Here is a 21,241-nt window from a genome sequence, read left to right on the forward strand (position 1 = left end):
TCCTGGAGATTACCGTTATCCCCTCAAACAGTTGATTGAAGAGCTACAAGGCTTCGCTCGCTTCGTGCGCACGCCGTTTGCGTCGGGCGATTGCCTCTCCCCCTGGCCGTCCCTCGACCAGGCACCACAGGAGAGTGATGCCCTCTGAGAGGGACTGCCCCTGGGTGGCCTTGGTGATGAACTCGTAGAGCGTTGCCTCAACAGCCCTCACACGAGTAGCCATCTCTTCCCCTGTTTCGGTCAACGTCAGCGTCACCATCCGGCCATTCGTTGCAGATGGCAGACGCTTGACGAGGTCCGCCTCGACTAACCCGTTGACCAGTCTGCTTGGACTGCCGTTCTCGCAGACGAGCAGATCCCCAAGTGCAATCAGTGACAACGGCTGATGCTCCTCAAGCACGCGCAGCACCTCTGCCTGCGATGGGGTGAGATCAAGGGGACGCAACGCCTCTGTTAATAGCCGGTTCCCTTCGCGTTGTGCTGCGAGCACGAGATAGCGGAATTCTTCAACAGGTTGCATGGCTCTGTTTCTCCTTCTTCATGAGGCATGGATCAAGCGCTCACCAGGAACGGCAACTGCACGGGCGGCCAATCTTTGAGCAGACTCCGGATCATGGGCAGGAAGGTAGACCGTTGGCACGGATTGGAGGTACGCCAGAACTTGGCGCGCTGTCTCCTGGTATTGCGCCATATTCAGCGTCACTCCGTCAACGACCTGGTCCAGCATCAACTGTTGGGTATACGAGGCATCAGCTGCGAAAAAGAGCGCGTGATCCTCTTCCTGGACCACGACCGAGTAATGCCCAACCGTATGACCTGGGGTAAAGACCAACTGGACATCGTCTGCCTGGGTCAGCGGAGAGCTATGTGTAAAAGGCCCGAAAGGTCGAGGCGCAAAATCGATCAACGTTGGTTTGAACCAGGTCGGCCAGTGCTGCGGGAGGTAACCACTTCGTTGCCCGCGAAAACCGAGGGCGGCCTGATATTCTGTCTGCGAGACCAGAATCTTCGACCTGGGGAAATGATGCAGTCCACCGGCGTGATCGGTGTGAAAGTGCGTGAGCAACACCCAACGCACATCGTTTGGGGCAATCCCCAGAGCGCGTAGTTGTGGTCCAATCTCCTCCTCAGGACGTACCCATTCGCGTACGCTCTTGAAGTAAGGGTGCCACCAGGGGAAATATCCCGGTTCGGTCGCACGGGCAGTTTCCCCAGTGTCAACCACAATAATCCCTTCAGGATGCTCAATCACCCATGCATAGATGGGTAAGGGCTCAGCCCAGTTGGTGTCGAGCATGGTATTCACAAAGCGCAGAAAGCCATTTCCCTGGCCGCTCATCTGGCGTTTTTTGATCGCGACCGTTCCTGTCTGAATGGCATGGATACGCATAATATTTGTCTCCTCATTCATTACAGATCATTGATGCTGTGCCATCAATGATCTGTAATGAATGATACATCATCGATTTGACTTTGTCAAGCTTTTTTCTCTCTCTTTGGTGCCTATAGATTGACGTTTAAACTACCTAAGTTTCGCCCAAATTGACGACAGTCCAGCGAGCCAGTGCAGAGCTTGCAAAAAGCAGAGCGATACTCCATAGCTAATGAAGGAACAAAGGAGCTTTCATTAGAAAAAGGAGTATCACCATGAACGAGTCTATCACAACAACAACGAACCATTTCACTGGATGCGCCATCCTGGCCGCCATAGGAGCCAAATTGCAGCAATTGGATGTCTTGAGCCCGATCCGCAAGAGAGTGCAGATCAGGCAGAAAACCATCAAGCATACGCCTCTCGACAAGCTGATGGATGCGTTTATCAGTCTGTTGGCTGGAGCCCATGGACTGGTAGAAATCAACAGTCGGCTGCGAGCCGATCCGGGCTTGCAACGAGCCTTCGGTCGAACCTCTTGTGCTGAGCAGTCGGTGGTGCAAGAGACGCTTTCTGCCTGTGCTGAGGAAAATGTCCTTCAGTTGCATCAGGCGCTCGATGAGATCTACCGCGCTCAGAGCCAAGGCTTTCATCATGACTATCAGGCCGCTTTTCAACTCTTGGACGTGGACCTGACGGGCATGCCTTGTGGACCAAAAGCGGCGTTTGCCACGCGCGGCTATTTTGCAGGACTCTATCATCGCCGAGGGCGGCAATTGGGTCGTGTGCTGGCGACCCAGTATGAAGAAGTCGTGGTCGATCAGCTTTTTGCAGGCAATGTCCAACTGATCAAGGCTCTGCAACCGCTGGTAGAGACTGCTGAGACGACCTTGCAATTGGACGATGCCAAACGCAGACGGACCATTATCCGTGTCGATGCAGGTGCGGGAACCGAGGACGACCTCAATTGGCTGCTCTCCCGAGGCTACGAGGTCATGGCGAAAGAATACTCGGGACGACGTATCACGCGACTGTCTCAAACGGTCAAGGAATGGGTCCAGGACCCCACCTGGTCGGAACGTTCCTTTGGCTGGGTGAGCGAGGAAGCCGCTGGCTACGTCCGTCCCATGCGACGTATTGCGGTACGCTGTCGCAGAAGAGATGGCACATTTGCTTATGGCATTCTGATGTGTTCGCTCTCGATTGAGCAGGTTCTTCCCCTTCTGGGATGGGAGGCATCGCAAGCGGCTGATCCCACGGCGGTGCTCTTGGCCTATGTGACCTTTTATGATCAGCGTGGTGGAGGCATCGAAACCTCCTTCAAGGGTGATAAACAGGGATTGGGACTGACGAAACGCAATAAGAAGCGCTTTGAGGCGCAGTACATGCTGGCGCTGCTCGGCTCACTGGCTCACAACGTGGTGGTCTGGGCACGTCGCTGGCTGAACAGCCCAAAAATCCATCGTTATGGCATCTTGCGTATGGTGCGTGATGTCTTTCATGTCAGCGGTTTGCTCCGTTTCAATGCGTTGCATCAGGTGGTTGAGATCGAGCTCAATCAGGACGCTCCCCTGGCTCACTCACTCCTCTATCCCTTGCAGGAGCTGCTTGCTCCCTTCCAGATTGTTGTTATTTTGGGCGAAACTTAGGTAAACTAACCGAATGTATCAGAACTTCTCTGGAAGTTCCGTGAAAGGGAAGAAATTCAGAAAAATGTGACGAGAATCGTCACACTGGGGCAAGCGGAGGCAGTTTTGGGGCATTGCGAACGACCGGAAACCGCTTTGCCTTGGGAATACTGGCGCCTTTCTTTCTGCCTTTCGATTTTTCGCTAAAAAGAAGAGAAGAGCATTCTCCCCTGTCAGGGGGAGAATGCTCTTCTCTTCTTTTCTCGCTATAAGAGACTAGTAGCGGTCGCGATAACCACCACCATTTGAGCTGCGATCGCGGCTCTGATAGCCACCACCACCACCGCCGGGAGCGCGACGCTCACGCGCCTCGTTGACCGTAATGGTGCGGTCGCCCAGGGTTGAGCCGTTCAGCTGCTCAATAGCCGCGCGAGCCTCGTCATCGCTGCTCATCTCAACAAAGCCAAAGCCTTTGCTGCGCCCGGTCTCACGATCGGTGATGACTGTGGCGAAAGTAACCTGGCCGATCTGCTCAAAAAGCTGGATCAGATCCTGCTCGGTTGACTGATAGGGGAGGCCCCCAACGTAAATTCTCATCTTAATTCTACTCCTGTGCTGACATCTCTCGACAATTGATGCTCGTGAAACCAACTCTCACAGGAGCGATCCAATTCCTTCTAATGCCATACGTTAACAAAAACAACATAGAGGGATAGTTTATTCCCTGATACGAGACGGTTTTGAAACCGTGAGATCGCATCACTCTGTGTTTAATGGGCTTCCCGCTTGTTTGCGCCAGATGTACAGCCTGCTCTTTGAACTCTTTTGTGTAGACCTTTTGGACTTTTGCCATCTTGATCCCTTTCCTGATTTGCTAGAGTATATCTCAGCTTTACCGGCTCTATCCAATCATCGGGGGTAAGATCATTGCATAGTGCCTGCGTGAAAGAGAATGCAACTGTTTCCAAAAAGGTGGGAAAAAGGGATTAACCGTGGGCAAGACGCCACACGTTCGGGCTTCTTGACAGATGAGGACATCTGTTCTATACTTAAGGAAACATCAGGCAGGAGAAAGAGCAGAACCGCATGATTCGCGCCCATAAGATCAGACTGAATCCCACCTCAGAACAGGCCAACTCCTTTGCACGCGCCGCAGGGGTGGCCCGCTTCGTGTGGAATTGGGCGCTGGCCGAGTGGAATCGGCAATATGAAGCCGGGGAGAAACCGACAGCCCTCAAGCTCAAGAAGCAATTTAACGCGATCCGACGGGAGCAATTCCCCTGGACCTGGGATGTGACCAAGAACGCCTCTGACCAGCCTTTTCTTGATCTGGGCAAAGCCTTTACGGCGTTCTTCGAGGGGAAGGCTCGCCGTCCGAAGTTCAAGAGCAAGAAACGCAGCAAGCCGAGCTTCTATCTCGCCAACGACCAATTCGAGGTCGGGGATCATCGCCTCTGGGTTCCCAAGCTCGGATGGGTCAATATGGCCGAGAGAGAATCTCCGCTTTGAGGGAAACGTTCTCGGTGCACGCATCACCAGAACAGCAGATTGGTGGTTCGTGAGCATCCAGGTCGAACTCCCTGACGAGATCCCGGTGAAGAAAGCGGCAGCGGTGGGCATCGATGTCGGACTGAACCGCCTGGCGACCTTGAGTACGGGAGAGCAAGTCGAGAACCAAGCATTCCTCAAAACCGCGCTCAAGAAGCTGCGCCAGGCCAACAAACGCCTGCATCGCAGAAAACCGGGATCGAAGAATCGGGAAAAAGCACGCAGGCAGGTGGCACGCCTGCACTACCAGATTGTGTGCTTGCGCCAGGATGTCCTTCAGAAGCTCTCGACCAGGCTGGCGGACAGTTATGGAATCATCGGGGTGGAGAACCTGTATCTCAAGGGACTGCCCAAAAACCAGCGCCTAGCCCGCGCGTTCTCCGACGCCTCGCTGGGCACTCTGGTGCGCCTGCTGGAAGCCAAGGCCACCCAACGGGGTGGACAGGTGATCAAGGTAGACCGTTTCTTTCCTTCCAGCAAGACCTGCCACTGCTGTGGGTGGACATGGGATCAGATGACCCTCAAGGATCGCATCTTTGTGTGCCAGAACTCCCCCTGCCCGTATGTTCAATTTCCCCAGGATCGCGACCACAATGCTGGTCACAATGTCCTGCAGGAAGCCCTGCGCTTGATCGGGCTCGTTGATCAAGCCGTCTCCGGTACTGGCTCGGACGAAGACGTAAACTGGGCTGTGGACGCGGGGTAAGACCAAAAAGACCAGCCGGTCTTGAGGCACCTACGGATGAAGCAGCAACAACGAAAGACGCAGGAAGGCGATGCTTGCATACGTTTTCCTACATTAATCGGAGCAGGTTCCTCATGCTGGCATCTTGAGGTCATAACATTTTTTCCTTCCGTTTTTCCCGCTAAGCATGCAGCAATTCATGTAGAAGGCGAGAAAGAAGTCTTTCGTGGCCGTCGCTGGCGCGAGGCAGTGGCATATTTGACCATTTGATCGTATTGCTGGCGAATCAGTTCCCAGTTGATTGCACGCTCCAAGATCAGGGACAGGTGAGGATAGTGCTCTTCATCCGTTTTGTCTACCAGATACAGTTTCTGCTCATAGATGTTTTTAAGCCGAGGCATCAACCTGAGAACTGGACAAGAGGGTTTCTCATTCATTCGGCTCAAGCCTCTCGCTAGCCCCTGTGGGGGGACACGGCTTCGTTACAGATAAACCCTGGCTGTGAATGGCTCGGTGACAGTCTGGGTGAAGCAGGACACGGTTTGCATGTCCGTCGCTGCCGCCTTTGGATCTCCAAATGATATGGTGGCTATGCCAGCCGGTAAGTTCGGTGAGCTTTTGTTGGCAGTGTGGACAGATTCCGTGTTGCTCTTCCCAGAGATGGAGTATGATGTCTCCTCTCGAACGGCTTCGACGAGAAACGCTCCAATATCTGTATCATCTTCCACTACGAGCACGGCTTTTGCAGCAGAGTGGGATACTTTTTCCCTTGGCTGAAGCATCGTATTCATCCTTTTTCGGCAGTGAACGAAGAACACTACTATTGATACGTGAGATGCCTGTATATCGCCTCACACTTTCCGTTGTGGCAAGCAGCCATCCATCCTTCACATCTACACAGCGATAATTACCCTGGTGCGGTCGACGAGGGGATCGCTCCCCTCGCCTCCGCTTCAAAACCGGACGTGCGACGTTAACCGCATCCGGCTCCTCAGTCAAAGAGTCCTTGTCATGGATACTGGTAATGAGCCAGCTTGAAAGCTGTTCTTTCGGCGCCATAGCCACTCACTCGCTACTGTTGCTGCCTTGCGGCCCTGGCAGGGTTCACGGTGCCTTCGGATCTCAACGCTTCCTGGTCCGCTTTCTTCTCTTTGACCGTCCCCACGTCAGCATATCCTGAGCATTACCTCAAACCTTCGCTTCTTGGGGAATCCTTCCAGCCATGCCATAGGGTTGACACCTTCTCTGTTGCCAGAGAGAACATGGCTGGTTCCCACGTTCCTGAGCTTCGTTTTGCGTCGTTTTAGGCTGGTCCTATGCACCGGGTTTATCGGGAGTGAACCCTGGTCACTTAGGGGTATGCCAGGCCCCTATCCTTCACCAATTTGGTCAAGCCACTACTCCACGTCGGCTTGTTCTCAGTTACGATGCCTCAACCAGACCTTCGCTTGCGCTAGCCATGACGACCGGCTTGCGGGGATGATCCCGTTGGAGTCGGGACTTACCCGCTTTTCTTCCCGCTTCAGCAGATTGAGAGTCAGTCTCACCACTGGGGAAGATGCATTTCCCTGTTCACAAGGGGTTGGGAATTGGCTCAAAGCCGCGCCCAACATCGAAACTCAAGTTATCAAGGATCACTCCTTGTCGATCATCCCCCGATAACTATCGGTCTCGACCGAACGTGTCGCACCCCTAAGGTTAAGGTGGAGGAGACGAACGGAACTCCTGTCTCCCTTCAGAAAGGTCTACCTTTGGCGTCGCAAATGATAGACCAAATGATAGACCTTTCATACGCGCAGAAATGTCAGACTCTTTCTGGTTAGGCCACCATGGTCTGTAGGTCACTTCGACGTACACCGTCACTCTCATCGTAGCTTTGGTTGACCAACAGGCAGGGCATCCCAATCTCATTCGCTCTCCTAAACGGGTTCTTGCTCATACTTGGGAGGGCTTGAGCTATAAAATACCCAGTGGTAAGCGACCATGAGTTGAGTGAACGTGCTGCTTGTAGCCTTGCCTATCGATGAAGGTGCAATGTAGACACGTTTCAGCTTCTCTTCAGGAACATGTTGTACTCTCTTGAGAAAAAGTACGAAAAAACAGCTTTGCGTAGAAGAGGTGAGTCGTGGGTACGCCTGAAGATGAGCAAACCATAAACGATACTGAAGTCGAAATGACCGATTTGGACCCACCAGGCACAGTTCACAAGGTGTTGGGCATACGGGTCATTCAGGGTCAACGTCTTTCATTCCAGACACGCTGGTTCCTGCTCCTGCTGACCATCATGGGAGGATTTGTCTTTCTTTTTCTCTGGCTTCCGAATATACCTCAGGGGGCCAAAGATACCCATCCAGCGGGAACTCCGGTGGTGGCTCACCCAACGTTTGTGCCAAAGTCTCTCTCTCTGCTGGATGGGGTGATCTATATCACAACAGCAGACGAGAATATACACGCGTTGCGCGCCAGCGATGGTTCTCTGCTCTGGCGCCACCCAGGGCTTGTTGATGCCTATCCGGTAGCCAGCACCAATGGAGTCGTGTTCCTGTTAGAACCACAAAGTGGAATGGTCGATGCGCTGCGGATCAGTGATGGAACCGTGCTCTGGCAAAGGAGAGGGCTTGGCTGGTCTGGCGTCGAAAACGGGCTCGTTTTTGTCAGCGAAGAGACGACGATAAAAGCCCTGCGCGTCAGCGATGGCTCCCTCGTCTGGCAGCGGAAAGTCGCCAGGCAAGGACTTTGGGTCGCAAACGGCATTGTCTATGCGCTCCCAGATTTCGGCGGCGTGGGCGCATTCCGCGCCACTGACGGCTCTCCGCTCTGGCACCACAACATCGACGGCCTTCCCCTCGGGGTAGACAATCACATGATCTACCTGGACTTATGGGACCATAGTGCGGCTGCCCTCCGCACCAGCGACGGCTCCCTCGTCTGGAACCAGAAGAACGTCCAAGCAGATACCCTTTCTTCGATCAGAAACGGCATGCTCTATTTCCTGACCCCCAGTGGTGAGTTAGACGCGCTACGCGCCAGTGATGGCTCTTTGCTCTGGCACAAACACCTACCCGCAGCCAATGTTGCGGGCGCGTATGTGAACGCTTATGACCAGGTCGTTGCCCTCTGTTTCGAAAATGGCGCGAGAGACTTTCTGCGCGCCAGCGATGGCTCTTTGCTCTGGCACGCTCCCAATACCACCAGTGGAAGTGCCTACGGATTAGAGGCGGACGACAGTCTCACCTACTTTAGCACACCCAATGGGGGAGTGGATGCCCGCCGCGTTACTGACGGCATGCTGCTCTGGCACCGCCCCGTCAAAGGGAACGTCATGCTGATAGAAAAGAGCATCATCTACTTCACTACCGATGACGGGAGTATTCATGCCATGCGCGGCAGCGATGGCACGTTACTCTGGCATCATGTCTTGCGCATCTCCGCGCTCATCATCAACCAAACCACCCAGCATGACACAACGGGCTTTAGCCCGCCGCAAGCTGCGCCGTTTCAACGGCGGCAGTTGGGCGTGCCCCGGCTTTAGCCCTTGCATAGCACAATAGAGAACATATGTTTGACGACTCCAACGTATTGTAGTACTCTCTAAAAGAGGTACAATATATTTTGAGAGAAACGTACTAAAAATGGCAAAAGCCACGAAAACAATCAGGCAAGCGTTGCAGTATCCGCCACAGTCAGCCCACTCCTTCGCGGAGCATCAGGCGCTCTACAATCGTGTCGTGGCCTTCTACTTTGAGGTCATCCAGGCTCATGAGGGCATCCTCTCTCTCAAGAACAAGGAGGCCCTCACCGCCCTGGAGAAACTCACCCATGCGACGGAGAAGTGTATTGTTTTCCGACTTTGGCTCTCGCAAAAGTACTTGAGATCGAAAAAGCAAACAAGCTATGAATATCGCACTTGCTCGCTTGTTTTAGCAAGCAAACAGTAAATTTGCGCTTCCTTGATTGCTTGAAATAAGCAAGCAAGTAGTAAAAAGAGAGCCTGCTCGCTTGATTTTGAGAAGCGAGCAGGCTCTCTTTTTACTCCTTGCTTCTCACTGTGAAATAGCCCTTGTCCGCTTGCTCGACTCCCTTCCCTTTCATCAGGTAAACTCCATGACAGGTGATCGTTTTCTCTGCTCTCCGCTTCTCAGAAAGGGAGTGTTATGGAAGTTGAATATGTTGGAAAGCGTGCTCACCTCTTCCACCTGCTTCAGCAGCATCCTGAGTGGACACTTCAGCAGTATGCTGATGCGGTCGGCTGCTCTGTGAGCATGGTTTGTACCTGGCGTCAGCGGTTTCGAGAAGCCCAAGCCCAGGGAGCGCTCGATGCTTCCATCTTCTTTTCTCGCTCTCGCGCCCCTCACCATCACCCTCCTCGCATTGACACTGAGGTCAAAGAGCGGGTGCTCTCGATCCGTCAGGCTCCCCCAGAGCCGTTGCAGCGCACGCCTGGACCACTGGCGATCCTGTATTATCTGCAGCGAGATGCGCGCCTTGCAGGCAAAAAAGGCCCGCTTGCCTCGTTCGACACGCACCATCTGGCGCATCCTGGATGCTGCAGGAGCCATTGAGCGCGATCCCCCTCGTCAACGCTCTCCGCGCCTGCCAAGAGCCCCTTTGGAAGAAGTCCAACTCGACTTCAAAGACATTTCCACCGTTCCTGCTGATCTGCATGATCCTGATGCCCGCGCGGCAGCATGTGATCGAAGCGTGCAACTTTGTCGACGCGGGCACCTCCCTCTTGCTCGATGCCCAGGTTCATGAAGATTTTCACGCGGAAACGGCCTTCCAGGCGGTGGTCGCCTTCTTGCGTCGCTCTGGCTGTCCTAGCATCTTGACTTTTGATCGCGATCCCCGCTGGGTGGGAAGTGCAACAGCACGCGATTTTCCCTCGGCCCTGTGCCAATTTCTCTTGTGTGTCGGCGTGCAACCCAATATCTTGCCACCACGCCACCCGGAACTTAACTGCTATGTGGAGCGCTATCATCGGACCTACAAAGAAGAATGTCTGTTCGTACATCGTCCTGGGACCCTCGAAGAGGTGCGCAACGTTACCGAGGCCTTTGAGCACTTCTACAACACACAACGTCCTCATCAGGGGCGCAGTTGTCGCAATCGTCCTCCCAGCCAGGCGCATCCTGTTCTGCCCACCTTACCCGCGCTTCCAGCTGTGGTCGACCCGGATGCCTGCTTACAAGCGGTTCACGGGCGGACCTATGCACGACGCGTCAAGTCAGACGGTCGCGTGAGCGTTGATGGGGCTGACTATTCCATCAAGCAAGCACTGGCTGGACAGCTCATCACCTTGTGTGTCAATGCAGTTGAGCGCTGCTTCGAGGTTCTGCAGCATGAGAGCATCATCAAGCAGCTTCCCATCAAAGGGCTGCAAGGCCAACGGATGCCGCTCGATGACTACATTGCCTTGATGCAAGAGCGCGCTCGTTCAGAGGAACGACAGCGCATGATGAACCTGCGACGGCGACACCTCCAGGCGCGATAATCTTTGTGCTTGCTTGCGGGAGTAGATTCGTCGAGGAGACTGCTGTCCACTTTTCTGCTTGCTCGTTTACTCTTCATCACTTGCGCGCCTACTTTTCTCCCTTCCTGGACGACTCTTTCCTCATTTTTCTCGCTCATGTTCTCATGCTTACTCGTTTGCTTTTTGCTTGAGCGCTTGTTTTTTGTAATCTCAAGTACTCTTGCAAGAGCTGAAGTCGGAAAACAATACAGAGAAGAGCCCCCATCCCATTCTGCCACTCTCCGACATCGCCCCGGATATCCCCGCGATGTTCCGGCGCGCCGCCATCAATGCGGCCCTTGGCTCTGCTCGCGCATTTTTCTCCTCGCTCAAAACGTGGCGAGTACGCAAAGAGAAGCACGAGGCCAAACCATGCAAAAAGAGCAAGAAGAAGCAGCCGTTCAGGGAGCGGCCGCCGGTCCCGCCGCGCACCTGGAACAAGTCGGCCTCCTTCTACGCGGGCTTGTGGAAAGAACGCTCTCAGCACTCCATCATGCTCAGAGTGTGGACCGGCTCGTGCTGGTCCTGGCTCAAAATTGGTGCGCTTTCTCGCGATATTCCCGAGGGGTATGCACTTGGGAGCCCGCAACTGGTTCGCAAGGGCAAGAGCTGGTGGTTGCATACTCCCATCGAGAAAACGTTGGAGGCCCCCGCCAAGGTTGTTGAACAGATAGCGTCCAAAGAGACACGTATCTGCGCGGTCGATTTGAACCTCGACCAGCATGTAGCCGTGTGTACCGTCCAGGCAGTCGAAGGCACCATCCTGGCGACGTCCTTCATTGGAAATGGCACAGCGGTATCGGGCTTTAGGAAAAGACTGCTCGGACGCATTGCACGCAACCGATCTCAGACTGGTATCATTGCCGAAGGGGAACAGGACAATGCTGATCTGTGGCGCAAGATCAGGCACGTCGATGAGCACATCGCGCACCAGGTGAGCGCCCGCATTGTCCAGTTCGCCATCGAGCAGCAAGCAAGCATACTGGTCTTCGAGCATCTCGGCAACCTGCGCCCGCAAAAAGGCACGTATTCGCGCCGCAGCAACATGAAACGCGCATACTGGATGCGCAGGGCGCATCTTCAAGTACTCAAAGTACAAGGCGTGGAATGCACGTGGTCTCATCACGTGCCGCGTCAATCCCCGCAATACGAGTCGGGAATGCCATCGCTGTCACGCGCCCGTCATTCGCTACAATGAGGGTGAGCCGGTTGAGGGATACACGCCTGGCGCGGCACTTTGCCTGTGCCCACAATGCCAGATGCGCGACCATGCCGACCGCAATGCCAGTCTGAGAATCGGGCAGCGCTTGAGAGAGCGCTCCCAAGAACCGTTGAAGGAAAAGCCTCATGCTCATTCGCGACGTGCGATGAGGGGGTCGAAAGACCCAGGTGTTGGGATCTCCCAGGATGCCGAACGCGAAGGGCAACCATCTCTTGCTCAAGCAAGGCAAGGGGATCACGCCAACGGGCCTGGCACCGCCCAGGGGGGATTGCGCCGGATGGGTGCGCGCCTCTCAGATATAGCTACCACACTACGCCTCCATTTTGAGTAGTCCCTACGGGACATGTCTCACGCAGGCGCTTACGGAGCCGCGTCAGAAGCTGCTGGGCTTTAGCCCATGCGGAGTGTCACAATATCCTCAAAAGTGTCCCAATTGCTTCGGGACACTTTTTTGGACACCCACACAAGTTGTTCTGCTAACAGGTCCAAGGAAAGGGAAAGACTCTAGCACAGGGCACGCGAAAAAAACTTATTCAATTCTTGCTGAGAAAGCTCAGATTCTGCAATAGCAGGGTTTATTCAGCAAATTTTTAGGAAAGATCACTCCAAATTCAACTTACTATGGCACTCTTGTCGGTGAAAGGAGTGTCTATACCAGATGACCAGTTTCGCATATGTTGTTCCTTCTACTTTGCAAGCGACCCTGCAAACTTTGAGTCAGACAGATCTTGTGACGCAACCACTGGCAGGGGGGACGCGCCTGCTTGTCGATTTACGCCGGGGTGCAATTCAACCCGATACACTGCTTGACTTACGTTTGCTGATGGAACTGAGGCAGATTCATCTGGATGAGCAGGCAATATACATAGGAGCATTGGCTACATTTTCCCATTTGGAGAGTGAAGCCATTATTCAGCAACATATCCCTCTCCTGGCGCAAATGGCCCGATCTTTGGGCAATCCTCTCGTCCGGCGCGCTGCGACTCTTGGTGGAAATATTGCCTCTGCGCGTACTACGATCACAGACGCAGTGGTTCCGCTACTTGCCCTCGACGCACAGCTGATCCTGCAAGTGGGTGCGCCCGCTACTCAGCGCACAGTCAGCGTGGCCGACTACCTGCTCCAGGAGCCAGATTCCCGCGAGTTGATTACCTGGATTCGCGTGCCTGTTTACTCCCCAGACTCCCGATCTTTTTATACAAAAATGAGCAATCGCAAGGCTGGAGCCGCAACGATTGCCAGTGTCGCAACGCATATCGCTTTCCGAGAGAAGCGCATTACCGCAGCTCGCATCGCAGTGGGAGCTTTCGCCTCCCAGCCTTTTCGCCCACGGCGTGTAGAAACTTTGCTCAATGATGAGGCACTGCCTCTGCGAGCAACGGTCATTGATCGTTGCATAAGTCTGCTGCGCGCGGATTTGCCCGAACCGCTCCATGACACAGTGGCCTCTGGCTCTTATCGTTTAGCAATGAGTTGTGTGCTGGTTAAAAAGGCGCTTGAGCAGATAAAGTATGTTGATGATATGGAGAATGTGAGAAATTATCCTGATGAATGAAATAGACACAAAAGCATATAATGAGCATGCCGTAGATTCCAGAAGAGCGCAGGTGCCCGGTTTTTCTTTCAGTGAAGCCGAACTGCGGGATCTGGGCTATCAGATTATTGATGAAATGGCGACCTATCTGGCTGGTATCCAGAATCGCCCGGTCTGGCAAGCTATGCCAGACGATGTACGCACGGTCGTTCGTCGCCAGGTCTTACCAGAACAGGGTCAACCTTTCGAGGAGACGCTGGCTTTTCTGCGTGAAATGCTGCTGCCTTATCCTCAGGGCAACGGGCACCCCAGGTTTGCGGGGTGGATTAATTCGGCTCCCGCGCACGCAGGAATTTTGCTCAAACCGCTGGAGGCGGCTATGAATCCCAACTGCGGTATTGGCGAGCATGCTGGCCAGGAACTGGAGCGACGGGCAGTGCAATGGGTGATGGAGCTGTGTGGTTTTCCCATTGAAGGAAGCGCGGGCGTCTTTGTCAGCGGTGGTTCAGAGGCTAATTTCACCTGTTTGCAGGCCGCGCGTCATTGGGCGGCTCAGGCTCAGGGCTGGGATGTGCGGAAGCAGGGCGTTCAGGGCCTCCAGCGTCCGTTTGTGCTCTATCAATCGGACCAGGGCCATTTCAGCGTGCGCAAATCCGTTGAGGCCATGGGTCTGGGTAGCGATGCTATCCACATCATTTCCTCCACTTCGACCTGGCAAATGGATGTGGGTCAGCTCTCCAGGCGCATCCGCGCCGATCGCGCTGCCGGTTTTACCCCTTTCTGTGTCGCGGCAACCGCCGGAACGGTTGAAACCGGAGCCATTGATCCTTTGGACGAACTGGCTGACCTTTGTGCTGAGGAAGGTCTCTGGCTGCATGTCGATGGCTCTTATGGAGCCTTTGGCGTACTGGATAAGGGGGTCGCTCCGCTCTACAAGGGGCTGGAACGCGTGGATTCACTCGCGACCGACCAGCACAAATGGCTCTCGGTGCCCATTGATTGCGGATGTGCCCTGGTCCGTAACGGTGCAACGCTGCACGATACGTTTCGCCTGAATCATACCGAGCCGGATGAGCGTGAAGCCTGGATGTCAGAATATACCCTCCAGCGCACGCGCCGCTTTCGCGCCCTGGATGTCTGGGCTGTTGTGCGCACAGCTGGACGCAGCGGGCTGATCAACGCTATCGCCAGTAATATCGGCATGGCTCGACTCTTCGCGCAACTGATCGAAGAAGAACCCACCCTGGAGCTTCTCGCCGATGGCCCTTTGAGTATTGTGCGTTTTCGCTACGCGCCGGACACGCTGCTCGATCAGCCGCGCCTGCTGGATCGGCTGAACAAAACTCTAGCTCATACAATCCAGGAGCGCGGCAAAGCTTTCTTTACCAGCACCCATTTCGCCGGGAAAGAGACTCTGCGAGCGTGCTTTGTCAATTATATGACCACCGAAACAGACGTACGCGCTATGGTCAATGAAGTACTTCGTACAGCCAAAGCCCTGTCTTATTTCAGGGGTGAGGTCGAAGCGATTTGATGCCTTAAAAAGGAGTACGTTATGTATTATCATAATATCCTGGAAACCATTGGAAATACGCCTCTGATCGAACTCAAAAGCTTCAGCCCGCGTTCTGGAGTACAGATTTTCGCGAAAATGGAGGGCGTCAATCCCTCTGGTAGCATTAAGGATCGAATTGCCAGAAAGATGATCGAGCAGGCGGAAGCACAGGGGCTGCTACACACTGATTCAATCTTGTTGGAGCCAACCAGCGGGAATACGGGCGTGGCCCTGGCTCTGGTGGCTGGAATGAAAGGTTATCGGTTTACTGCTGTCGTTTCCGAAAAAGGCACTCAGGAGAAGCGCAGAATGCTTGAGCTTTACGGAGCCGATGTTATTCTTTCGTCAGGAGCGGCAGGCAGCAATGGCGCGATCCGGCTCGCTCAGGAACTGGTTCAACAAGAGAAGCGTTATGTGATGCTTTTTCAATACGGCAATCTGGCGAATGCCGCCGCCCATTATGAAACGACTGGCGCAGAGATTCTGCATGACTTGCCTGACGTCAGCGTGCTGGTCGCGGGCCTTGGCTCAGGAGGCACTCTCACCGGCATGGGACAACGTTTGAAAGAGCACAGCCCCGCCATCCGCGTGGTCGCTGCCGAGCCGATGCAAGGCGAGAGCATTCAGGGCTTACGCAGTCTCGCAGATGGTTTTATCCCTCCAGTGCTTGACCAGTCGCTGCTCGACGACAAAATGTTGATCACGAGCCAGCAGGCATGGTTGCGCACTCTGCAATTGCGCAAACAAGAAGGCATTTTCGCTGGTCCTTCCAGCGGCGCGGTTCTGGATGTAGCCTTACGTGTAGCGGAACACATGAAACAGGGAAAGATCGTGATTATCCTGGCTGATGGTGGTTGGAAATACCTCAGCGAACAGAACTGGACTATGCACATGGCGAATGACCCGGTTTCAGCAGTACTGGGAGCCGCTCTATGAATACAGAACACCGCTATCCTGTGCATTTTCAACTGAATGGCGAGCAAAAAACTGTGACAGTCTCATCTGAGCAGACTTTATTGGATCTGTTGCGCCAGGATTTGCATGCCTGGGAGGTCAAAGAGGGGTGCGGTCAGGGCGATTGTGGCGCCTGCACCGTGCTGATCGATGGCGAAGCTCGCCTTGCCTGCCTGATGTTGGCAGTTCAGGCTGAGCAAAGCGCGATTACCACTGTGTGCGGGCTGGGAGATGAAGCACACCTGCACCCTTTACAGCAAGCATTTATCGAGCACGGGGCAGCGCAATGCGGCTTCTGCACACCTGGCATATTGCTAAGCGCGCAGGCTCTGCTCGCGACAAATCCGCATCCCACGCGCACCCAGATCCGTACAGCGCTCGCGGGTAACCTCTGTCGCTGTACAGGTTATCAGGCGATCGTCGACGCCATTGAAGCCGCGTCCGGCCAGGTTTGCTCGCAAAGCGTCATCGCGAACGAGCGGATAACCTGCATCAGCACGCAAGTTACGAGGAGAGAGGAAGCATAGCATTGAATGAGCAGGAATTTATCGGCGTCTCGATTCCGCGTATTGACGCTCTGGAGAAGGTAATCGGAAAGACACGCTACAGCCAGGATTTCTGGATGGAAGGCATGCTCTATGGCGGTGTTCTGCGCAGCCCTCACGCGTCCGCGCGTATTCTCTCCATTCATGCGGAAGCAGCCAGCTATCTCCCAGGCGTTCGTGCCGTGCTTACGGCTGCGGACATTCCAGGCCGGAAATGGTATGGTGGCCCAACAGTGTTGGACCATCCGGTTCTGGCCGACGATCGCGTCATGTATAGTGGTCAGGCCATTGCCCTGGTGGCGGCTGAGTCACGTGAGTTGCTCAAACAGGCACTGCGTTTGATCGAAGTTGAGTACGAGATCCTGCCAGCCGTCTTTGATCCGTTGGAGGCTATGCAGCCGGGCGCACCGCAAATCGGACCGTCTGGCAATATTGCCGCCCATGAGTGGCTCAATTGTGGAGACATCGCGCGTGGTATGGCCGAGGCGGATGTGGTCATCGAGCAAACATACCATACCACCTGGATTGATCACGCGCCTCTTGAAACCGAAAGCGGCTCGGCCTGGTTCGATGAAGAGGGACGGCTTGTCTTGCGCATTGGAACGCAGACCCTGGAATACCAGGCGCAAGTAGCAGCGGTTCTCGCGCTCCCGCCCGAACAGGTGCGGATCATCTGTCCATTAGTTGGCGGTGGTTTTGGTCGCAAACTTGATATCACGCTTGAGCTTTACCTGGCTCTCCTGGCCTGGGAAACCAGGCTGCCCGTTTTTATGACCACATCCCGCGAAGAGTCGATCCTGGCTTACTCGAAACGCCACCCCTTTATCATGCATTATACAACTGGAGCCACCCGCGAGGGGCTGCTCACAGCTATGCAGGTGAAAATCATCGCCGACGCGGGACCGTTCGTCTATCGCAGTTCGCTGGTCTGTCTCCATGCTCTCATGTTGGCCACCGGGCCGTACTTTGTACCCAATGCCTCGCTTGATACGCAAGCGATACACACCAACAACATTTTCACCAGCGCAATGCGCGCCGTTGGTGGTCCCCAGGTCAATTTTGCCTATGAGAGCCAGATGGATCAGCTTGCCCTACGTCTGGAAATGGACCCTCTGGATTTTCGTCGCCGTAATTACCTGCGGCGCGGTCAGAGTTTGCCCAACGGCCAGGTTATTCAGAATGCAGCATTACTGGACGAATCCGCGCACCAGGCATGGCAGGCGCTGGAACAGGTCCCGCCGGTAACACAAAACCCCAACGGCTCGCAAAAAATTGGCCGTGGCATTTCGGCCAATTTCAGCGGCTATGGCGTACCTGGCAACCAGGCGACCTGTACAATTGAGATGGAGCGCGATGGACGTGTGCTTGTCTCGCTAGGTATCTGCGACCTCGGCGGCGGGCAGCGTTCCAGCGTGGCTCAAATTGTGGCCAGCGTGCTCCAGATCCCGCTCTCTCAGGTCACGTTGCACACCGCTGATACCGCGACCACGCCTTTCGTTGGCGCAACTGCCGGTTCAAAAACCCTCTACTATTCCAGCCAGGTCGCGAACATGGCCGCAGAAGCTTTGCGCAAGCGCCTCGTGAGTGTAGCCGCAACTATGTTGGAGGCTCAGGAGGAAGATCTGCTTTGGCACGCTGGCAGTATTCAAGTGCGGGATCATTCAAAGCGCGGTGTGACTCTGGAGGCGATCTTGACCGAGGCCGCAAGCCGTGGCCTCAAGATGCAAGAACAGGTCACGTTTCAAACGCCGCGCGAGAAAAAGTTTGAGAGCGCCAGTGGGACTGGCATCGACTGGCTGGACTTCACCTTTGGCGCGCATGCCGCAGAGGTTGCAGTGGACGAAGAGACGGGTGAAGTGACAGTTCTCAAGTATAGCTGCTGCCACGATGTTGGACGAGCGCTGCATCCCCAGAGCATCGCGGGACAGATGCAAGGAGGAGTGGCGCAGGGGTTGGGGTTCAGCTTGATGGAACAGGTTGTCATCGCAAACGGACAGATTCAGACTCCCTCGCTACGCGAATACCTCATTCCAACCTCGCTTGATGTGCCGGATATTACAGCCATCATGCTGGAATCCGGCGAGGGATTGGGGGCATTTGGCAATCGCGGCATTGGTGAGCCGCCAGCCGCAGCTTCTGCCGGCGCCATCGCCAATGCCATCTACGCCGCAGTTGGCGTGCGCATTACCGAATTGCCGATTACGTCCGAACGTGTCTTCCGAGCGCTCCAACAGCAATCTACCCTTTCATCTCCGGCAATTCGTGGCGTTTCGCGCGCTCCAATTGTACAAGAGCGGGAAAGCGGAGAGTAACACTCGTGCCCTTGCCCAGTGTACTGCTGATCTCAATGGTTCCGTGCTGGGCCTCCACCAACTCTTTGGCAATAGCAAGGCCCAGACCGCTCCCGCCTGAGTAGACGGAGGAGCGGCTACGTGAGGGATCAGCCCGGTAGAAGCGGTCGAAGACATGTGGCAGTGCTTCAGGCGAAATCCCTTGGCCGGTATCGTTGATGGTGAGAGCTACCGTACGCTGAGATTCTTTCAGAACGTGTAGCTCTATCTGACCCCCTAAAGGAGTATATTTGAGCGCATTATCCACCAGATTCAGCAGAATTTGCTGAAGCCGATCGCGATCAGCGCTAATCGCGGGGAGTCCTGGTTCAATCAGGCAGCGAATTTCTTGCCCATGCGCGAGATGGTTTGCCTGTTCGCAGACTGTGTGGAGTAAGGTATCCACAGTGACCGTATCTTTGCGCAGCACCAATCGTCCTTCATCCAGACGAGTCAGGGCTAACAAATCTTCAACCATGCGATGCATACGCCGCACCTCGGCAAACATTCCGCGGGCCAGGTGACGTGTGATTTCACGATCTCCCCGATCCACTCCTAGCAATAACATCTCCAGATTTCCGTTTAACACGGTCAGTGGCGTGCGTAGTTCGTGCGAGACATCGCCGACAAAGCGTTTTTGTTTCTGGAAAGCTGTCTCTAGGCGGGCAACCATGGCATTGAATGAACGCGCTAATCGTCCGATCTCGTCATCGGTCGGCGGTTGATCGATGCGTATCGAAAGCTCCCCCTGTGCGATCTGCCGGCTGGTACGTTCGATCTCAACCAGCGGACGCAGGGCAATGCTTACGAGCGGAAATATGAGCGCAATGGCTATGCTGAATGTACACATAATGCCCAGAAACAAGATCAGGTGGAACGTTGTGAGAAAATCATCGATAGGTGCTGTCGGCGTGCTAACCTGTAAAATGGCCGTTGTGTGGAAATTTTTGACCAGTGGAATAAAGACCACAAGCTGATGCTGTCCCAGATTGTCTTTGGCCAGAAGATAAGGCACATTGCTCTTGATGATTTGTTGCACCTGGCTAGAGGCGATGTTTATACCAGGAACATCGAATGATGAAGAGGCATTTGTGATCAACGGCGTCCCGGTGGTCGTGAGAATCACCGCACTCGTACTTGGACTGGTCAACGCGTGGAGCAGAGACCTGGCCGTATCGTCAAAGCCAGGGACTGGAGCAGCCGAAGGGAGAAAATTAATCCCCAGCCCAAAGGGACGTTGTTGCGGTTGGTGAAGATCTTTGGTAACGCCCTTGAGTGCTACCTGAGCCTCATTATGCAGGACATTGACCTCGTTGGTCACAAGAGCCTGTTCCGCGATAAACGAGACGATGATCCCCAACGCGCTCAAAAGCAAGACAAGTAAACCCAGAGAAACTAGCGCCAGGCGCCAGCGAATGGGAACGCGTTGCATACAACGGGAGAGGCGTCTTTTCTTTTGCATGCTTCACCCTTATCCTCTTAGGGTATAACCTACTCCACGCACCGTTTGCAGGAGACGTGGCGGAGTATCGTGCAGCTTTTCCCGCAAATGGCGAATGTATACTTCGACAATGTTATCATCCCCCATGTAGTCATAGCCCCAGACGCGTGACATGATCATATCGCGAGAAAGCGCCTGCCTGGGGTTCATCAGAAAAAACTCGAGAAGATCAAATTCACGCGGCGTGAAATCGATAGGCTGATCATGAAATGTTACCTGGTGCGTTCCCCGGTTCAGGGTGATACCCTGAAAAGTCAGAATATCGGCGATATTGTTGCCGCGCCTCCGGAGCACTGCGCGCGTTCTTGCCATGAGTTCGCGAAAGGCAAATGGTTTGGTGAGATAATCGTCGGCCCCTGCATCTAGCCCGGTTACACGATCGTCTATCTCGTCCCTGGCTGTAAGCATAATGATCGGCAGGTCGCGGCTGCGACGTAGCCGGCGCGTGACCTCCAGCCCATCATAGCCTGGCAGCATAAGGTCTAAAATAACCACATCGGGCTGCTGCTCCTGCGCAACCTGGGTTGCATCAGGCCCATTTGTGGCGAGAAATACCTGAAATCCTTCATAGGAGAAACCCATCTGGAGAAGGTCTCTAACCTGCGGCTCGTCATCGACGATCAAGACACTGGGCTGTCTGGTTTTATCGAGGGCACTGTCTCTGATAGTTTCTGGCATTTGATTTATAAATCCTTGTTATGAATGTATCCACTACTATTAGTCATAGCGTATCTCTGCGTCATCAAGAAAAGCACATGAAAATGTAAGCATTTTGTAAGTTCGGTTAAGTTCAGTGATGAATGGGAGCGCGGGCCAATGACGCCATTGGCCCGCGTTCCCATTCATCTCCGGGTAAGG

15 protein-coding genes and 4 pseudogenes are annotated in these 21,241 nt (G+C 54.4%); 12 read left to right on the top strand and 7 right to left on the bottom strand.

All coding sequences use genetic code 11. The features are described from left to right. Positions 1 to 43: 43 nt before the first annotated feature. Complete coding sequence (locus KRAC_RS18140; protein WP_007909492.1) at positions 44 to 520, bottom strand: MarR family winged helix-turn-helix transcriptional regulator; 477 nt, start codon at positions 518 to 520, stop codon at positions 44 to 46. 18 nt (positions 521 to 538) lie between these two features. Further along, positions 539 to 1,390, bottom strand: a complete 852-nt coding sequence (locus tag KRAC_RS18145) for an N-acyl homoserine lactonase family protein (protein ID WP_007909493.1) — start codon at positions 1,388 to 1,390, stop codon at positions 539 to 541. Positions 1,391 to 1,647: 257 nt separating this feature from the next. On the opposite strand from KRAC_RS18145, the gene KRAC_RS18150 reads away from it, so the two are divergent. Continuing rightward, the gene (locus tag KRAC_RS18150; RefSeq protein WP_007909494.1) at positions 1,648 to 3,021 is read left to right on the top strand and encodes a transposase; all 1,374 of its coding nucleotides are present in this window, start codon (positions 1,648 to 1,650) and stop codon (positions 3,019 to 3,021) included. A gap of 255 nt (positions 3,022 to 3,276) precedes the next feature. On the opposite strand, the gene KRAC_RS18155 is transcribed toward KRAC_RS18150, so the two are convergent. After that, complete coding sequence (locus KRAC_RS18155) at positions 3,277 to 3,597, bottom strand: RNA recognition motif domain-containing protein (protein WP_007909495.1); 321 nt, start codon at positions 3,595 to 3,597, stop codon at positions 3,277 to 3,279. Between the two features lie 489 nt (positions 3,598 to 4,086). Between KRAC_RS18155 and KRAC_RS66110 the strand changes: the two are divergent. Next, positions 4,087 to 5,254, top strand: a pseudogene (locus KRAC_RS66110) (RNA-guided endonuclease InsQ/TnpB family protein). Positions 5,255 to 5,472: 218 nt separating this feature from the next. Here KRAC_RS66110 and KRAC_RS18170 read toward each other — a convergent pair. Together KRAC_RS18170 and KRAC_RS79020 are read right to left on the bottom strand one after the other, a co-directional pair. Beyond that, positions 5,473 to 5,640 (bottom strand): annotated as a pseudogene (locus KRAC_RS18170) (Tn3 family transposase); the annotation flags it as partial. A gap of 22 nt (positions 5,641 to 5,662) precedes the next feature. Then, on the bottom strand, positions 5,663 to 5,905 hold the full coding sequence (locus KRAC_RS79020) for an HNH endonuclease (protein ID WP_083814865.1): 243 nt from the start codon (positions 5,903 to 5,905) through the stop codon (positions 5,663 to 5,665). 1,453 nt (positions 5,906 to 7,358) lie between these two features. On the opposite strand from KRAC_RS79020, the gene KRAC_RS18180 reads away from it, so the two are divergent. The 10 genes and pseudogenes from KRAC_RS18180 to KRAC_RS18230 all read left to right on the top strand — a co-directional run bounded on the left by KRAC_RS18180 (position 7,359) and on the right by KRAC_RS18230 (position 18,864). After that, entirely contained in the window at positions 7,359 to 8,765 is a 1,407-nt protein-coding gene (locus tag KRAC_RS18180; RefSeq protein WP_007909502.1) for an outer membrane protein assembly factor BamB, read from the top strand. 100 nt (positions 8,766 to 8,865) lie between these two features. Next, positions 8,866 to 9,063: pseudogene (locus tag KRAC_RS79025) on the top strand (transposase); the annotation flags it as partial. 324 nt (positions 9,064 to 9,387) lie between these two features. Next, entirely contained in the window at positions 9,388 to 9,795 is a 408-nt protein-coding gene (locus KRAC_RS69135; protein ID WP_040442046.1) for a helix-turn-helix domain-containing protein, read from the top strand. Beyond that, a complete protein-coding gene (locus KRAC_RS61900; RefSeq protein ID WP_007909505.1) occupies positions 9,777 to 10,724 on the top strand; it encodes an integrase core domain-containing protein in 948 nt (315 codons plus the stop codon). Before KRAC_RS69135 ends, KRAC_RS61900 begins: the two co-directional genes overlap by 19 nt. 199 nt (positions 10,725 to 10,923) lie before the next feature. Beyond that, a pseudogene (locus KRAC_RS18200) lies at positions 10,924 to 12,295 on the top strand (zinc ribbon domain-containing protein). 327 nt (positions 12,296 to 12,622) lie between these two features. Further along, positions 12,623 to 13,519, top strand: a complete 897-nt coding sequence (locus KRAC_RS18210) for an FAD binding domain-containing protein (RefSeq protein ID WP_007909507.1) — start codon at positions 12,623 to 12,625, stop codon at positions 13,517 to 13,519. Positions 13,520 to 13,571: 52 nt separating this feature from the next. Further along, entirely contained in the window at positions 13,572 to 15,032 is a 1,461-nt protein-coding gene (locus tag KRAC_RS18215; RefSeq protein WP_040444440.1) for a pyridoxal phosphate-dependent decarboxylase family protein, read from the top strand. Positions 15,033 to 15,053: 21 nt separating this feature from the next. Further along, entirely contained in the window at positions 15,054 to 15,989 is a 936-nt protein-coding gene (locus KRAC_RS18220; protein ID WP_007909514.1) for a PLP-dependent cysteine synthase family protein, read from the top strand. Then, complete coding sequence (locus tag KRAC_RS18225; protein ID WP_007909516.1) at positions 15,986 to 16,534, top strand: (2Fe-2S)-binding protein; 549 nt, start codon at positions 15,986 to 15,988, stop codon at positions 16,532 to 16,534. The genes KRAC_RS18220 and KRAC_RS18225 overlap by 4 nt, the downstream gene beginning before the upstream one ends. A 2-nt stretch (positions 16,535 to 16,536) precedes the next feature. Beyond that, the gene (locus tag KRAC_RS18230; RefSeq protein WP_007909518.1) at positions 16,537 to 18,864 is read left to right on the top strand and encodes a xanthine dehydrogenase family protein molybdopterin-binding subunit; all 2,328 of its coding nucleotides are present in this window, start codon (positions 16,537 to 16,539) and stop codon (positions 18,862 to 18,864) included. Here the strand turns inward: KRAC_RS18230 and KRAC_RS61905 are convergent. Continuing rightward, positions 18,791 to 20,344 carry a sensor histidine kinase gene (locus KRAC_RS61905; protein ID WP_007909520.1) on the bottom strand — a complete coding sequence of 518 codons (1,554 nt, stop codon included), beginning with the start codon at positions 20,342 to 20,344 and terminating at the stop codon, positions 18,791 to 18,793. The genes KRAC_RS18230 and KRAC_RS61905 overlap by 74 nt on opposite strands. A gap of 9 nt (positions 20,345 to 20,353) precedes the next feature. Further along, on the bottom strand, positions 20,354 to 21,061 hold the full coding sequence (locus tag KRAC_RS18240; RefSeq protein WP_007909522.1) for a response regulator transcription factor: 708 nt from the start codon (positions 21,059 to 21,061) through the stop codon (positions 20,354 to 20,356). Positions 21,062 to 21,241 lie beyond the last annotated feature (180 nt).

It is taken from the genome of Ktedonobacter racemifer DSM 44963, from assembly GCF_000178855.1.
Lineage (GTDB): Bacteria > Chloroflexota > Ktedonobacteria > Ktedonobacterales > Ktedonobacteraceae > Ktedonobacter > Ktedonobacter racemifer.

Bases quoted from the DNA above. Each gene is read 5' to 3' on its own strand.
- KRAC_RS18140 (WP_007909492.1), bottom strand. From the start codon at position 520: ATGCAACCTGTTGAAGAATTCCGCTATCTCGTGCTCGCAGCACAACGC.
- KRAC_RS18145 (WP_007909493.1), bottom strand. From the start codon at position 1,390: ATGCGTATCCATGCCATTCAGACAGGAACGGTCGCGATCAAAAAACGC.
- KRAC_RS18150 (WP_007909494.1), top strand. From the start codon at position 1,648: ATGAACGAGTCTATCACAACAACAACGAACCATTTCACTGGATGCGCC.
- KRAC_RS18155 (WP_007909495.1), bottom strand. From the start codon at position 3,597: ATGAGAATTTACGTTGGGGGCCTCCCCTATCAGTCAACCGAGCAGGAT.
- KRAC_RS69135 (WP_040442046.1), top strand. From the start codon at position 9,388: ATGGAAGTTGAATATGTTGGAAAGCGTGCTCACCTCTTCCACCTGCTT.
- KRAC_RS61900 (WP_007909505.1), top strand. From the start codon at position 9,777: ATGCTGCAGGAGCCATTGAGCGCGATCCCCCTCGTCAACGCTCTCCGC.
- KRAC_RS18210 (WP_007909507.1), top strand. From the start codon at position 12,623: ATGACCAGTTTCGCATATGTTGTTCCTTCTACTTTGCAAGCGACCCTG.
- KRAC_RS18220 (WP_007909514.1), top strand. From the start codon at position 15,054: ATGTATTATCATAATATCCTGGAAACCATTGGAAATACGCCTCTGATC.
- KRAC_RS18225 (WP_007909516.1), top strand. From the start codon at position 15,986: ATGAATACAGAACACCGCTATCCTGTGCATTTTCAACTGAATGGCGAG.
- KRAC_RS61905 (WP_007909520.1), bottom strand. From the start codon at position 20,344: ATGCAAAAGAAAAGACGCCTCTCCCGTTGTATGCAACGCGTTCCCATT.
- KRAC_RS18240 (WP_007909522.1), bottom strand. From the start codon at position 21,061: ATGCCAGAAACTATCAGAGACAGTGCCCTCGATAAAACCAGACAGCCC.